Source organism: Rhizobium sp. C4, assembly GCF_021026315.1.
Taxonomy (GTDB): domain Bacteria; phylum Pseudomonadota; class Alphaproteobacteria; order Rhizobiales; family Rhizobiaceae; genus Ensifer_A.
The window spans coordinates 276,034-288,879 of sequence record NZ_JAJNCX010000001.1 but is presented as its reverse complement, the minus strand read 5'-3'; the positions used below and the strand labels follow the sequence as shown (position 1 = coordinate 288,879).

Here is a 12,846-nt window from a genome sequence, read left to right as displayed (position 1 = left end):
GGGTCATCCGCGCGGGCAGGCTGCCTTGACCTTTTTCAGCGCAGAAGCTGCTCCATTCAGCGGGAATTTTGTTTCCGCAATGCCGGCTTTGGTCGAGGCGAATGAAATCGCCTCCGCCTTGCCCAATGCGGCGGTGAGATCGTCCTTGCTCTTCAGATCGAGATAAAGCAGGCTGTCCATGTCGGCATAGGTCATGTCGCGCTCGAAGCTTTGCGAGCCGACCTTGATCGAGAACCGGCCGACGAACTCGGGATTGTCACCAGGCGGTGTAAACCCGCCAGGCGGGCCGAAGGCCATCGCCAGCGTGCCGGGCGCACCGCATTCGATGGTCAGCTCACCGCCCGCTGCATTGCAGATGCGTGCCACCATGCGGCTGCCGCCTTCGCCTTCCTCCATGGACGCGCCCCATTTGCTGCAATCGTCGGCTTGCGCGCCTGCGGCAACAACGAACATCACACTCGCCAGGATCAGTCTCATCGCTATCTCCATCCGGTGACCGAAAGGTATCATTTACCATTCGTTGCTAGCCTCTAACGTGACGGCTGCACATGCGACTGAGCTTATGCGCCTCGATTTATGCTCGCAATAACCTCGGTAACAGACATCGGCGGCGTGTTGCGATCCCGCGTCTGGAAGAGAGATGAGTATGGTGTTCTCGACTTCTCTGGCGCGGAGCGCGTCCTCGGCGGCGCTTGCCTGCCTGATCCTCTCCGGCTGCTATGATTCCGACCCGATGTCGGTCGCCGATATCGGTCCGCGCGGGAAGACCCATGCCGTCCCGCTGGCGCCGGTCAGGTCGCCTTCGAGCAACGTGGCCTATCCCATTCTGGAAGGCCCGGTTGGAAAGATCGAGCGCAGCCAGAGGGCGGCAAACCCCAACCAGGACTTGATCGAGCTGCCGGAGACGGCGCCATCGCAGGCGCCGCTGAACGATGCGGCGAGCCAGCCGCTGCCCGCCGCGACAGAGGCAAACGCCGCCGCGAAAGGCAACGAAGTCGACATGGACAAGCTCTTCGGCTTTTCCGGTCAACCGGCGCAGCAGGGACAGCAGGATCAGGGCCCCCAGATTGCCGAGGGCGATGTCGACGCTCCGGTAATTGACGGTGTCGGGACCGACAACCTTCGCGACGTGTCGAAGACCCGCAGCATTCCGGTCGATGACGCGGTCGCCAGACCGGCCGAGGTTCAGGAACAGAAGGTCGCCTATATTCCCCGGTTCAATGATCCGATGTCCGTTCCCGAAAGCCACGGCGGCATGCCAGCCTCGGAGAAGAGTTGCCGGCAGACGCTGCAGAAGCTTGGCGTCGTCTATGCCGATATTCCCGGCATTCACGATGGACCGAGTTGCGGGATCGACTATCCCGTGCAGGTGCAGTCGATCAATGGCGTGCGCATCCTTCCTGCCGCCAAGCTGAACTGCGGCATGGCGGTGACGTTCGCGCGCTGGGTGAAGGACGATCTCGTGCCGACGGCCCGCATCCGCTACTTCTCCGGCGTCAATACGATCCGGCAGATGTCGTCCTATTCCTGCCGCCCGATGAATTCGAAGCGGGGCAATCCGTGGTCTGAGCACGCCAAGGGCAACGCCATCGATGTCGGCCAGATCATCCTGAACAATGGCGAGGGGATCGACGTGCGCAAGCCCGGCTTCTTCTCGTTCCGGCAGAAGGGTCTGCTGAACTCGGTGCGGGCCGACTCCTGCAAGTATTTCAACACGGTGCTCGGCCCCGGCGATCCCTATCACGGTGACCACTTCCATTTCGACCTGCGCAGCCGCAAATCGGGGCGCCGCTATTGCAGCCTGGATTGAGTTGTACGCCGGACAAAAAAAGAGGCCGGAAGACCGGCCTCGAAAGGGTGCTGTGACGATGGGGGCGTCAGAGCTTGCAGACGCCATTCCGGAGCGGGGGCCGGAAGCAAAATCGAAAGCGTCTGCGAGGCTTTGATACCGGCTCAATGCTTCATTTGGATGACACGCGCCGGATAAGTGAGCGATACGGCGACGATAGATCCGCGTTCCACTGCGTCTCTGTGGAAAACTCGAGGATCAGTCCATCAGCCGCATTTCATTCGGCTGGATGCGCACCGCCGAAAGCGATGAGAGGAAGTTCATGCCGAGCAGGCTCGTGTCCAGCCGGCCTTCCTGCGCGACAGCCGCCGAAACATTCTTCCGCACGATGGGGCCGATGGCGAGTTCCGGGATCGTCACGGGTGCTGCCTTGGCCATGCCATTGGCCGTTGTCACCGGCATGGAGAAATTAAGGTTCTCCGGCTTCAGCCCGGCCCGTTTGGCATCCTCATAGGTCAGCGTCACCTGGCTGGCGCCTGTGTCGATGAGCATGCCGATGCGCTCTCCGTCGACATGGGCATTCACCGCAAAGTGACCGCCCTGGGTGCGGCGGATCACCACTTCATTCTCGCCGTTGAGGCCGGTCAGGACCACCGAATGCCCGGGCATCAGTTCGGCAAGCATCCGCCGCCCGACATGCTTGGCCTCATCCTGGTAGACGTAAGCGCCGACACAGACCAGGGCGACGGCGGCCCATATGGCGAGATAGGTGAGATTGCGGCGCAGCTGGCCGCGTGAAGCGACCGCGCCCGCACCGATCATGATGGCAATCGGAAGCAGGTAGATGAAATGCCCGAAATCGTCATTCGTCATCCCGAGGGTCTGGCCGCTTCCGTGGTTGAACAGAAGCAGGGCGAGACCAATCCCCAGAATGGCAAGAACGACGCCGAGCGATCTCATGAGGCGGGGCCACCCTCTGCGAGCATCCTGCGCCGCGTGATACGGCGAGGCTTGCGTTCAACCGTCTCCAGACGGGCAGGGAGCACCGCCATCACCGCCTGTCGCTCCGCGTCCGTCATTTCGATCCAGCGGGCGAGCTCGTCGAGCGTCCGGCCACAACCGAAGCAGTAGCCGGTCTTGTCATCAATCGAGCAGACGAGAATGCAGGGGGATTCCATGAGGGGCTTCTTCGATTTTCACTGGGTCTAATATCGGCAGGTCAAACGGCGACCGCAAGGGCAACACAAAGTGCGATTTCGCAAATCTGCTCGGTCGCCCCCAGGGTATCTCCCGTATGTCCTTGAATTTTGCCATGAACAAGGCGCGTGAACAGCGCAATTGCAAGCCCCGCGACAATCGCGCCGGCAATGGCAGGTCCGGCCCCGAGACCGGGCAGGATCGTGAGGGCATAGATCAAGCCGCCGGTGATCAGCGCGGTCTTGAGCGCGGCAGCATCCGGCTGACCGACCGCGGCGGCAACCCCGTCTGCGCGCGCCGGCGGCAATGCCGACCAGTGCCAGACAAGTGCCGCGCGCGAGGCGGCGTTGATGCCGACCATCGCAAGACCCGCAGCGAGCGGTCCGAGGGAGGCAATGCCGGCCAGCGCCTCTGTCCGCAGTCCCAGAGACAGGATGAGCGCAAGCCCGCCATAGGCACCAAGCCGGCTGTCCTTCATGATCTCCAGCATCCGCTCGCGTGTCCGCCCGCCGCCAAGCCCATCGGCGCAATCGGCCAGCCCGTCTTCGTGCAGCCCGCCGGTGAGGAGGATTTGAAGCGCCAGCGAGAGAAGTGCCGCCAGTTCCGCCTTCACGCCGAAATACAGGAAAATGCCGAAAAGAAGGGCCGGGGGCAGAGCGATCAGGGCGCCCGCGACCGCAAATGTGCCGCTCGTGGTCCGCATCGAACCATCATGGCCGACAAAGAAGCGAGCCGGCATCGGAATACGGCTCAGGAAGCCGAGCGCCCGCGCGGTCTCGCTTACAAGTTCATCCGGTCCCACCATTCTGGCCTGCTCCCCAAAAACCCTGGTCTCCGCGACGTCACGCGTCGCTTTTGCCGTTGCCTCGCGGCATCCGGGACAATATGAAAGCGGCATCAATGCCTGCCTCCAACTGAAATGACAAGGATACTGGGTCCATGAGCGTGAGTGGATTGCCGTTCGATGATTTTCGCGAACTTCTCAACAACCTTCCCGGCCCCGATGTCCGCGCGCTGGAAGCGGCCCGCAAGCGCGATGCGCAGCTGACCAAGCCGCCGGGCTCGCTCGGACGCCTCGAGGAAATCGCCTTCTGGCTCGCCGCCTGGTCTGGCCGGTCTCCGCAGGTGACGCGTCCGCTGGTCGCCATCTTTGCCGGCAATCACGGCGTCACGCGCCAGGGCGTTTCGCCCTATCCGCCGGAAGTCACCGAGCAGATGGTGGCGAATTTCACCGCCGGTGGCGCCGCCATCAACCAGATCTGCGTGACGCATGATCTTGGTCTCAAGGTCTTCGATCTGGCCCTGCAGATTCCGACGGGTGACATCACGCAGGAAGCGGCGCTCTCCGAGCGCGACTGCGCCGCCACCATGGCCTTCGGCATGGAAGGCATTGCCGGCGGCACTGACCTTCTCTGCATCGGTGAAATGGGCATCGGCAACACGACGATTGCCGCGGCGATCTTCTACGCGCTCTACGGCGGCAAGGCCGAAGACTGGGTTGGTCCCGGCACGGGTTCTGCCGGCTCTGTCCTCCAGCGCAAGATCGACGCCGTCGAAAAGGCCATTGCCTTCCACAAGGATCATCTGAGTGATCCGCTCGAAGTCCTGCGCCGCGTCGGCGGCCGCGAAATCGCCGCCATGGCCGGCGCAATCCTCGCTGCCCGCGTGCAGAAGATCCCCGTCCTGATCGACGGCTATGTCGCGACCGCGGCCGCAGCCATCCTGAAGGCCGCCAATCCGTCCGCACTCGACCATTGCCTCATCGGCCATGTGTCGGCCGAACCCGGGCACCTTCGCGCCATCGAACGCCTTGGCAAGACGCCGCTTCTGGCGCTTGGCATGCGGCTCGGCGAGGGCACGGGTGCGGCGCTGGCTGCAGGGATTGTCAAGGCTGCGGCTGCCTGTCACTCTGGCATGGCGACCTTCGAAGGCGCAGGTGTTTCCAACAAGGCTTGATGCATGCACGGAACCGGCAAGCCGCCCTTTGTAAAAGAGACAGGCTTTCGCCATTTCGTCTCGGCGGCGCGCTATTCCTGGCAGGGCTTCCTGCGTTTGCTGCAGGAAGCCGCCTTTCGTCAGCAGCTGGGCGGTTTCGTTCTGGGCATCATCGTGCTGCTTCTGGTCGGCGCGACGTTCGAGCGCATCTTCATCTTCGCCGGTCTGATGATGGTGCTTTTCGCCTTCGAGGCCGTCAACACGGCGATTGAAGAGCTGGTCGACCATCTGTCGCCCGAGTTCTCGATATTCGGCCGACATGCGAAGGATCTCGGATCGCTCGCCTGCGCCTGCCTCATCGGCCTCAATGCGGCCTATCTCGCTTACGCGGTTGCCGAAGTTTATCTGCGCTGAATGGAGCCGCCGTCAGGCGAAGGAGCGCCGGCGCTTCTCGTTTGAATGGGCTTCCCTGACCGCGGGCACGGTCTGCAATACGCGCTTCGGCGGCAGGATGGCAATCACCTCGGTTCCCTCGCGCAGCTTCGAGCGGAGAACAAACTCGCCGTTGTGCTTGGCGAGGATCGCCTGAACGATCGGCAGGCCAAGGCCGGTTCCCTGCTCGGCGCTCTTGATGGCAATCGAGCCCTGTCCGAAGGCCGAAAGGACGACCGGGATTTCATCCTCGGGAATGCCCGGGCCATTGTCGCGGATTGCCACATATTGCCCGCCGCCGGCGGTCCAGCCGAGCTTGACCGCGACTTCCCCGCCTTGCGGGGTGAATTTCACCGCATTGGACAGCAGATTGAGGATCACCTGGCGCATCGACTTCTCGTCGGCCCAGACCGGCGGGAGGCCCGTTTCAAACTGTTCGGTGATCCGGATATTCTTTGCGCGTGCACGAAGCTGCACCATGCCGATGCAGTCCTCGGTGATTTCTTCCAGCTTGACGGATTCCTCGTGCAGCTCGTAGCGGCCGGCCTCGATGCGGGAGAGATCGAGGATTTCGTTGATGAGGTTGAGGAGATGCTGACCGGACCGATGGATGTCGCCGACATATTCCTTGTAGGTCGAGTTGGACATGGGGCCCAGAACTTCGTGCTCCATCACCTCCGAGAAGCCGAGGATCGCGTTCAGCGGTGTCCGCAGTTCATGCGACATAGAGGCGAGGAAGCGGGATTTCGCCAGGTTTGCATCTTCGGCGCGGCGCCGCGCCTCGTCGGAGATGGATTTGGCGACTTCGAGTTCGGCGATCAGGTCGTCCTTTTCCGACTGGTAGGACAGAAGCTGGATGCTGGTGCGACGCAGCCGGCCGGTAAAGAAGACGAAAAACACCATGGCCGCCGTGAACATGGCGATCAGGCCGATTTCCATCGGCTCACGGTCGCGCCAGTAGAGATAGACAATGGCTGCAACGGTCGGAAGGAAGGTGACGAGCACCGCGCCATTCAGCATCGAAGAGGTCAGCGCAGTGGCACTGAGAACGATGAGAAGGGCCGCACCCTTGAACGTGAGATAGGATCCGATATCGCAGCTTGTGCAGCTCTGGCTGGCAAAGAGCGCCCAGCAGAAGCCTATGGCCAGCTGCAGGGCAAGCAGGCGGCGTGTCCAGTTGGCTGCCGTCTCATCCTTGATAAGCTGACGGCTCTTGATCTGCTGGAGCGCGAAGACATGGATGGCATGGACGATCAGCGTCGTCAGCGCCCACACGAGCGTATATTGGCCCATGTTGAAGGCAAGGCTGAAGGCGCCGATGCCGCAGGCAAGGATGGGCACGGCAGCTGCGCTGTCGAGGCTCGCGTCGATGAAAAGCGTGAGGCTTTCGCGCTGAAACTGGGTGGAACCTGCGTCGCCATTCTGCAACTTGGCGCGTGTTTCCCGGATCGTCCTGTTCAGCCCGGCATTGCGGCTCGCCTTGGACAGGTCCACGACGTTTTTGTCCGGAGATGTGCTGACGCGCTCGGGCATGGACTGATACAACTTCAGACGCGGAAACGATGACCAAATTCTAACTGGAAAGAGTTAAGAAGAAGCTTCCGGAAAGGATTCATTTGCCATTCTGGACGGCGCGCAGAGCCCGCCTGACAAGCGCCGCAATTTGCGTGATGGCAGGGAGATGAAGATGTTTTCACCAAGGGGAGAAGGTGACCATGAGACTGTTTGACGGGGGGAAGGCGCCCAATCCGCGCCGGGTGAGAATGTATCTCGCCGAAAAAGGCATTGCGGTCGAGCTTGTGCCGGTCGACATGGGAGCGCTTGGCCACAAGTCGGCGGAGATTGCCGCGCGCAATCCGCTGCAGCGCCTGCCGGTCCTGGAACTTGACGACGGTTCGAACCTTTCGGAGTCGATCGCGATCTGCCGCTATTTCGAGGAGCTTCATCCCGACCCACCTCTCTTCGGTCGCGATGCGCGCGAAAAGGCGTTTGTCGAAATGTGGAACCGCCGCGTCGAGCTTGGCTACCTCATGTCGGTGGCCGCGGCCTTCCGGCACATTCATCCCGCCATGAAGGATTGGGAATTGCCGCAGCTCCCCGAATGGGGCGAGATCAACAAGCCGAAGGCGATCGATTTCCTGCGCTTCATGGATGTGGAACTTGCGGACCGCCCCTTCGTTGCAGGCGATATGTTCACCGTTGCGGATATCACGATGTTCATCGCCTTCCAGTTCATGAAACCCGCCCGGATCCAATGCCCGCCGGAGCTTGCGAACGTGCTTGGCTGGTACGAGCGGATCGCCTCGCGACCGTCGGCAGAGGCGTGAGGCCTCAGCATTGAGCGACGCAGGATTGAGAGAACTGCTGGATGACATCGCGCGTTGCCGGCTTTGCCGCGACGCGCCCTTGCGCGGTGAGGCGCACAGGCTGCCGCACGAGCCGAGGCCGGTGGTCGTGGCGTCGTCCACGGCGAAGATCCTGATTGCCGGCCAGGCCCCGGGTCTGCGCGTTCATGAAACGGGCATTACCTTCAACGATGCGTCGGGCAACCGCCTGCGCGACTGGCTGGGTGTGACGCGCGACGAGTTCTACGATGTGAACCGTTTCGCGATCGTACCCATGGGTTTCTGCTTTCCGGGCTATGACGCCCACGGCGGAGACCTGCCGCCGCGCAGGGAATGCGCACCGCACTGGCGTGCGGCGGTGATGGCCGCCATGCCGCAGGTGGAACTGATCCTCGCCGTCGGCCAACATGCGCAAGGTTGGCATCTGGGGCAGCTGGTCAGGGAGAACATGACCGAGACGGTGCGGCACTGGCGCGACTATCTTGAACCGACTGGCGGCATTCCGGTCCTGCCGCTGCCGCATCCAAGCTGGCGCAACACCGGCTGGATCAAGCGGAACCCGTGGTTCGAGAAAGAGTTGTTGCCGGTCCTGAAAGAGCTTGTGCACCGCAAGATAGACTGAAACAATCGGCATCATCATCGCCGGATTCGTTCGTCAGGAACCTCCCGGCCAAGAGCGCATCGCGGATTGTCGCGCGCGAACCATAATCCTTTTTTTAGCCGACCGTGCTAGTGTCAGAAGGATTGTGCATGTTGAAAGGAAAGACCATTGGATCGTCTGGACCGCAAAATCCTGCGCCTGCTGCAGGAGGATTCCACCCTTGCCGTTGCAGATATCGCCAAGAAGGTGGGCCTCTCGACGACGCCCTGCTGGCGGCGCATCCAGAAGATGGAAGAAGATGGCGTCATCCAGCGCCAGGTCGCCGTCCTTGACCCGGTCAAGGTCAACGCCAAGGTCAACGTGTTCGTCTCGATCCGCACGAACGCGCATTCGATCGAATGGCTGAAGCGCTTCTCCGAGGTGATTGCCGAGTTTCCGGAAGTGGTCGAGTTCTACCGTATGAGCGGTGACGTGGATTACCTGCTGCGCGTCGTCGTTCCGGATATCGCCGCCTACGACGCCTTCTACAAGCGGATGATCGCCAAGATCGAAATCCGCGATGTCTCGTCTGCCTTCGCGATGGAGCAGATCAAGTACACGACCGAACTGCCGCTCGACTACATGTCGCTGGAATCGTCCAAGTCGAACGAGGACTGATCGTTCGGCAGACGACGCGGAGGCAAGCTCCGCGTCGTGCGCATTTCAAGATGTCAACGCGCATACCAGTCGGCAAACGGGTCCGGCAGCGTCTTCCAGCGTTCGGGCTGATAGGCGGTGTCGGCAACGAGACAATCGTTGAGCAGGTCGGTGATTTCTTCCTCGTTCATCGGGTCGGTGCCGATAAAGACGATTTCCTGCCGACGGTCGCCCCAGACCGGGTCCATATAGGGCGCCATGCGCTCCTTGAAACGCTTGTCCTGGGGCCATTGATCCTTCGGCACGGCAGCCCACCAGAGCCCCATCTTGCCCGTACGCACGAGCGCGCCGGCCTGGCTGAGTTCCCCGACATAATGCGGCTTGGTTGCCAGCCAGAAAAAGCCCTTGGCGCGGACGACACCCGGCCAGGAACGGTCGAGAAACGCCATGAACCTCTCCGGATTGAAGGGGCGGCGCGCGCGGTAGACGAAGGACCGGACGCCATATTCTTCCGTTTCGGGGATATGGTCCTTGAAGCCATGCATTTCCTTGAACCAGAGCGGGTTCTGCTCGGCCCGTTCGAGGTCGAAGCGACCCGTGCCCATGACCTCGGCAAGATCCACTTCGGCGAAATCCGTCTCGATGATCCGCGCGTCAGCGTTCAGCGAGCGGAGGATGGCGCGCGCTGCGGCGCGTTCGTCCGGCGTGGCCGTGCTCACCTTGTTGAGAATGATGACATCGGCAAACTCGATCTGTTCGACCAGCAGGCCGACCAGGGTCCGGTCGTCGCCTTCGCCTGCCGTTTCGCCCCGGTCTGACAGGAAGTCGGCAGAACCGTAGTCCTTCAGAAGATTTGCCGCATCGACCACGGTGACCATCGTGTCCAGCTGCGCGACGTCGGCCAGGCTCTGGCCTTCCTCATCGCGGAATTCGAAAGTGGTGGCGACGGGCAGGGGCTCCGAAATGCCGGAGGACTCGATCAGCAGGTAGTCGAAACGCCCCTGTTCGGCGAGTGACCGGACTTCCCGAAGCAGGTCGTCGCGCAGCGTACAGCAGATGCAGCCGTTGCTCATCTCCACCAGCTGCTCGTCGGTGCGCGACAGGTTCGCCCCGCCATCACGCACCAGTGCTGCGTCGATATTCACCTCGCTCATGTCGTTGACAATGACCGCGACCTTGCGGCCTTCGCGATTGTTCAGGATGTGATTGAGCAATGTCGTCTTTCCGGCGCCAAGGAATCCGGAAAGGACGGTGACGGGCAACTTTGTCTGCATGTGAACCTCGAAGAGAATGTATGTTATAACATTACATATCGACGCGAACGTCGGGCGTCAACCGTTGAAAATGGGCGCTTTGTTAACGCTGCTCGGCTAGCGTGCGGGCAAGCAGGGCTTCCAGGGACGTACGAGATGGTCGCAAATGAGAAATCCGGCAGTGATCTGGCCGGCTCGGATCGCGCGGCGCGTGGCGTCGCGCTGGGACCATTTTTCGTACTGGCAATCCTCTTCCTTGCCATCGCAGCCTATGATCTCTCAGACGGCATCCTCTTCCTGGGGGCATAGACGATACGCTGAGGGCGGTGCAGATCCGTCAATTGCTCGCCGGCAAGGGCTGGTACGATCTGACCCTGTCGGGCATTGCCATGCCCGGCCCCTATGTCTCGCCCTGGTCGAGGCTGATCGATGCGCCTTATGTGGCGATCACATGGGTACTGTCCCATCTGATGCCGATCGAGCAGGCCGTGAAGCTTGCCTTCAACCTCTGGCCGCCGGTCCTGATGCTGGTCTTTGCGTGGTTCAGCGCCGGCTGCATGAAAAAGCTGATGCCGGCCGGGCAGCGTCCGGCACTCTTGCATGTCCTCGTTGCGGCGCTGGCCATGTCCTACGCGTCGCTCGAATTCGTGCCGGGCCGGATCGACCATCACAATGTGCAACTGGTGACACTGGCAGCCGCAAGCTATGGCGTGCTGTGCTGGTCTGTTGCCGGCGGCGTGCTGATGGCCGTGGCACTCGCGCTTTCCGTCACCATTGGTCTCGAGACACTCCCGTTGATCACCGTCCTGTGGGCAGGGCTGGGGCTTGCCTGGATCGGCAAGCGTCCGGGTGCGGATGACATCTTCAGGGCATTTTCTGCTTCGATTGCCATCGCTGCGCCGCTCGCAACCCTGGTCTTTGCGGGACCGGCCGTCATGTTCGGCGTGCACAATGACATCTTCTCGGCGCCATATCTGGCCGCCTTTACCGGTTTCGGGCTGATCTCGGCGCTGGCTGCCACGCTTCTGCCGGCGAATGCCGCCATGGCCACGCGGTTCGCTGCGCTCGCCATCCCCGGTCTGCTCCTGCTGGCCGGCATTGTCGCCACGATGCCCGGCGTACTGGCCGGTCCCTATGCCATCATTGATCCGCTGTCTCGCAGTCTGTGGCTGGAGCATGTCGATCAGGAGCACACCGTGCTCCTGCTGATACGATCCGGGCAGATCTCGGCGACTTTCAATCTGGCGCTTCAGGTCACCATCAGCCTGTGCGCCGGCGGATTGGCCCTGCGAAGCCTGAGGGCCGGGCAGGCCGGACCAGCCGTCGTGCTGGCCATGGGCGTTGCGGCCTTCATGGCCAATCTCGATGCCTTTCGCTTCATCCGGTTTCCCGCCGCGATCCTTCCGCTTTTCATCCCGCAGATGCTTGGCCATATCGCGTCGCGACCGCCACAGGCGCAGAAGCGGCTGGTTTCCATTTTCGGTGCGATTGTTCTCGGATCCGCCTGCGTGTTTCAGGCGATTGCCAGCTTGATGCCGGTTCAGCGCGAACTGAACGCCGTCGATGCGGCGGACTTTCTGATGAATGACACATGTTCGGCGGCTGACAGGAAGGCGATGAAGGCGCTTCCCCTTGGACGCTACATGGTCACGCCGGCCGTCGGGTTGGCAATTCTGGAGCAGCAGGTTCCCGGCGTGGATGTGGCCGACATCAGCTATCATCGGGCGTCGCCGGGGATGCGCCTCATGTTCGAAGCTCTCTATTCCGCCGATCCTGCAGCCCGGAAGGAGGGGCTTTCACCGTTCGACTACGTGGCATTCTGCACCTATCCGGAGGCGGCAAAGGCGCGCTTCACGCCGCCGGGCGGATCACTCTTCGAGGCGCTCCTCAAGGATGCGGCCAATCCCGCCCTGATCCCGCAGCCCGTCGCGGGAAGTCGCCATCTCAAGCTTTATCGGATTGATCACGACCGTCTCTGATGCGGTCGCCGAATTTCTTCTCGAACTCGCGCACAGCGTCCTTTCCGACCCACCGTTCAGTCTTGTCCTTGCTGGCGGCGAGCCTTTCGGCCAGCGCCCAGGCAGGTTCCCGGCAGGCGACGTTCCGCTTGCCGATCTGGCGCAGCGCCCAGTTGACGGCCTTCTTGACGAAGTTGCGGGGATCGCCGGCATGCCGTTCGATGAGCGGCAGGAAGGCAAGGATATGCGCGTCCGGCTCCTTCTTCAGATGCACGGCAGCCCAGGCCATCATGGAAAAGGCCGTCCGGCGGACGAACTCGCGCTCATCTGCCGCAAACTCCGGGATGAGGACCGGCCAATGCCCGCTTTCGACAAACAGATCGGAAACGGTGTCGACGACCTCCCAGGAGTTGAAATCGCCGGCCCAGCTCCAGGCTTGTTCCAGGGAGAGCTTCCGCGGTTCCGCAGTCATGGCTGCAAGCAGCCGTGCCTCGCGGATGTCGCTCCGCCAGAGATCGAGCGCGCGAGCATGGTCCTTCTTGATCAGCCGCGCGATCCTGCGCATGTCATCCGTGGAAATGCCAAGGGCGGTGCTGGTCTCGATGCCAAAGCGCGCCATTCCGGCGACATTCGTTGCGTTGCCAAGAGACTTCAGGGTGGCGACGATGTCCGCGACACTTGAGGCGGGGTTGAGGTCCAT

At 62.0% G+C, this 12,846-nt stretch carries 15 protein-coding genes; 8 read left to right on the top strand and 7 right to left on the bottom strand.

What is annotated here, in order from left to right; translation table 11 throughout:
- Positions 1-3: 3 nt before the first annotated feature.
- The gene (locus tag LQK84_RS01330) at positions 4-477 is read right to left on the bottom strand and encodes a hypothetical protein (RefSeq protein WP_230826801.1); all 474 of its coding nucleotides are present in this window, start codon (positions 475-477) and stop codon (positions 4-6) included.
- A 163-nt stretch (positions 478-640) separates the two neighbouring features.
- Here LQK84_RS01330 and LQK84_RS01325 point away from each other — a divergent pair, with 163 nt between their 5' ends.
- Positions 641-1,810, top strand: coding sequence for an extensin-like domain-containing protein (locus LQK84_RS01325; protein WP_230826800.1), 1,170 nt, complete (start codon positions 641-643; stop codon positions 1,808-1,810).
- Positions 1,811-2,047: 237 nt separating this feature from the next.
- Here the strand turns inward: LQK84_RS01325 and LQK84_RS01320 are convergent, their stop codons facing one another.
- Genes LQK84_RS01320 through LQK84_RS01310 form a run of 3 tightly spaced genes read right to left on the bottom strand, consistent with a single transcriptional unit; the run spans position 2,048 to position 3,791 of the window.
- Complete coding sequence (locus LQK84_RS01320) at positions 2,048-2,749, bottom strand: TIGR02281 family clan AA aspartic protease (RefSeq protein WP_230826799.1); 702 nt, start codon at positions 2,747-2,749, stop codon at positions 2,048-2,050.
- Positions 2,746-2,967 (bottom strand): DUF1289 domain-containing protein, encoded by a 222-nt coding sequence (locus LQK84_RS01315; protein WP_230826798.1) that lies wholly within the window; start codon positions 2,965-2,967, stop codon positions 2,746-2,748. Before LQK84_RS01315 ends, LQK84_RS01320 begins: the two co-directional genes overlap by 4 nt.
- Before the next feature lie 41 nt (positions 2,968-3,008).
- The gene (locus LQK84_RS01310) at positions 3,009-3,791 is read right to left on the bottom strand and encodes an adenosylcobinamide-GDP ribazoletransferase (protein ID WP_230826797.1); all 783 of its coding nucleotides are present in this window, start codon (positions 3,789-3,791) and stop codon (positions 3,009-3,011) included.
- Between the two features lie 134 nt (positions 3,792-3,925).
- Between LQK84_RS01310 and cobT the strand changes: the two genes are divergently transcribed.
- Positions 3,926-4,942: a nicotinate-nucleotide--dimethylbenzimidazole phosphoribosyltransferase gene (cobT, locus tag LQK84_RS01305; RefSeq protein WP_230826796.1), complete on the top strand. Its 1,017-nt coding sequence runs from the start codon at positions 3,926-3,928 to the stop codon at positions 4,940-4,942.
- A 3-nt stretch (positions 4,943-4,945) separates the two neighbouring features.
- Positions 4,946-5,335 carry a diacylglycerol kinase gene (locus tag LQK84_RS01300; protein WP_230826795.1) on the top strand — a complete coding sequence of 130 codons (390 nt, stop codon included), beginning with the start codon at positions 4,946-4,948 and terminating at the stop codon, positions 5,333-5,335.
- A 12-nt stretch (positions 5,336-5,347) separates the two neighbouring features.
- On the opposite strand, the gene LQK84_RS01295 is transcribed toward LQK84_RS01300, so the two are convergent.
- Positions 5,348-6,886 (bottom strand): sensor histidine kinase, encoded by a 1,539-nt coding sequence (locus tag LQK84_RS01295; RefSeq protein WP_230826794.1) that lies wholly within the window; start codon positions 6,884-6,886, stop codon positions 5,348-5,350.
- 182 nt (positions 6,887-7,068) lie between these two features.
- On the opposite strand from LQK84_RS01295, the gene LQK84_RS01290 reads away from it, so the two are divergent.
- From LQK84_RS01290 to LQK84_RS01280, 3 genes are all read left to right on the top strand, one after another.
- Entirely contained in the window at positions 7,069-7,680 is a 612-nt protein-coding gene (locus LQK84_RS01290; RefSeq protein WP_230826793.1) for a glutathione S-transferase, read from the top strand.
- Positions 7,681-7,690: 10 nt separating this feature from the next.
- Positions 7,691-8,320, top strand: a complete 630-nt coding sequence (locus LQK84_RS01285) for a uracil-DNA glycosylase family protein (RefSeq protein ID WP_230826792.1) — start codon at positions 7,691-7,693, stop codon at positions 8,318-8,320.
- 147 nt (positions 8,321-8,467) lie between these two features.
- Positions 8,468-8,956: an Lrp/AsnC family transcriptional regulator gene (locus LQK84_RS01280; protein ID WP_230826791.1), complete on the top strand. Its 489-nt coding sequence runs from the start codon at positions 8,468-8,470 to the stop codon at positions 8,954-8,956.
- 53 nt (positions 8,957-9,009) lie between these two features.
- Here the strand turns inward: LQK84_RS01280 and zigA are convergent, their stop codons facing one another.
- Positions 9,010-10,209 (bottom strand): zinc metallochaperone GTPase ZigA, encoded by a 1,200-nt coding sequence (gene zigA, locus LQK84_RS01275; protein WP_230826790.1) that lies wholly within the window; start codon positions 10,207-10,209, stop codon positions 9,010-9,012.
- A 135-nt stretch (positions 10,210-10,344) separates the two neighbouring features.
- Here zigA and LQK84_RS01270 point away from each other — a divergent pair, with 135 nt between their 5' ends.
- The gene (locus tag LQK84_RS01270) at positions 10,345-10,497 is read left to right on the top strand and encodes a hypothetical protein (protein ID WP_230826789.1); all 153 of its coding nucleotides are present in this window, start codon (positions 10,345-10,347) and stop codon (positions 10,495-10,497) included.
- A gap of 17 nt (positions 10,498-10,514) precedes the next feature.
- Entirely contained in the window at positions 10,515-12,167 is a 1,653-nt protein-coding gene (locus LQK84_RS01265; protein ID WP_230826788.1) for a hypothetical protein, read from the top strand.
- On the opposite strand, the gene LQK84_RS01260 is transcribed toward LQK84_RS01265, so the two are convergent.
- Positions 12,133-12,846 carry a DNA alkylation repair protein gene (locus tag LQK84_RS01260; protein ID WP_230826787.1) on the bottom strand — a complete coding sequence of 238 codons (714 nt, stop codon included), beginning with the start codon at positions 12,844-12,846 and terminating at the stop codon, positions 12,133-12,135. The genes LQK84_RS01265 and LQK84_RS01260 overlap by 35 nt on opposite strands.

Excerpts from the sequence above, each read along its gene's own strand:
- LQK84_RS01295 (WP_230826794.1), bottom strand. The coding sequence starts at position 6,886 with ATGCCCGAGCGCGTCAGCACATCTCCGGACAAAAACGTCGTGGACCTG.
- LQK84_RS01325 (WP_230826800.1), top strand. The coding sequence starts at position 641 with ATGAGTATGGTGTTCTCGACTTCTCTGGCGCGGAGCGCGTCCTCGGCG.
- LQK84_RS01315 (WP_230826798.1), bottom strand. The coding sequence starts at position 2,967 with ATGGAATCCCCCTGCATTCTCGTCTGCTCGATTGATGACAAGACCGGC.
- LQK84_RS01330 (WP_230826801.1), bottom strand. The coding sequence starts at position 477 with ATGAGACTGATCCTGGCGAGTGTGATGTTCGTTGTTGCCGCAGGCGCG.
- LQK84_RS01290 (WP_230826793.1), top strand. The coding sequence starts at position 7,069 with ATGAGACTGTTTGACGGGGGGAAGGCGCCCAATCCGCGCCGGGTGAGA.
- LQK84_RS01270 (WP_230826789.1), top strand. The coding sequence starts at position 10,345 with ATGGTCGCAAATGAGAAATCCGGCAGTGATCTGGCCGGCTCGGATCGC.
- LQK84_RS01310 (WP_230826797.1), bottom strand. The coding sequence starts at position 3,791 with ATGGTGGGACCGGATGAACTTGTAAGCGAGACCGCGCGGGCGCTCGGC.
- zigA (WP_230826790.1), bottom strand. The coding sequence starts at position 10,209 with ATGCAGACAAAGTTGCCCGTCACCGTCCTTTCCGGATTCCTTGGCGCC.
- LQK84_RS01300 (WP_230826795.1), top strand. The coding sequence starts at position 4,946 with ATGCACGGAACCGGCAAGCCGCCCTTTGTAAAAGAGACAGGCTTTCGC.
- LQK84_RS01260 (WP_230826787.1), bottom strand. The coding sequence starts at position 12,846 with ATGGACCTCAACCCCGCCTCAAGTGTCGCGGACATCGTCGCCACCCTG.
- LQK84_RS01320 (WP_230826799.1), bottom strand. The coding sequence starts at position 2,749 with ATGAGATCGCTCGGCGTCGTTCTTGCCATTCTGGGGATTGGTCTCGCC.
- cobT (WP_230826796.1), top strand. The coding sequence starts at position 3,926 with ATGAGCGTGAGTGGATTGCCGTTCGATGATTTTCGCGAACTTCTCAAC.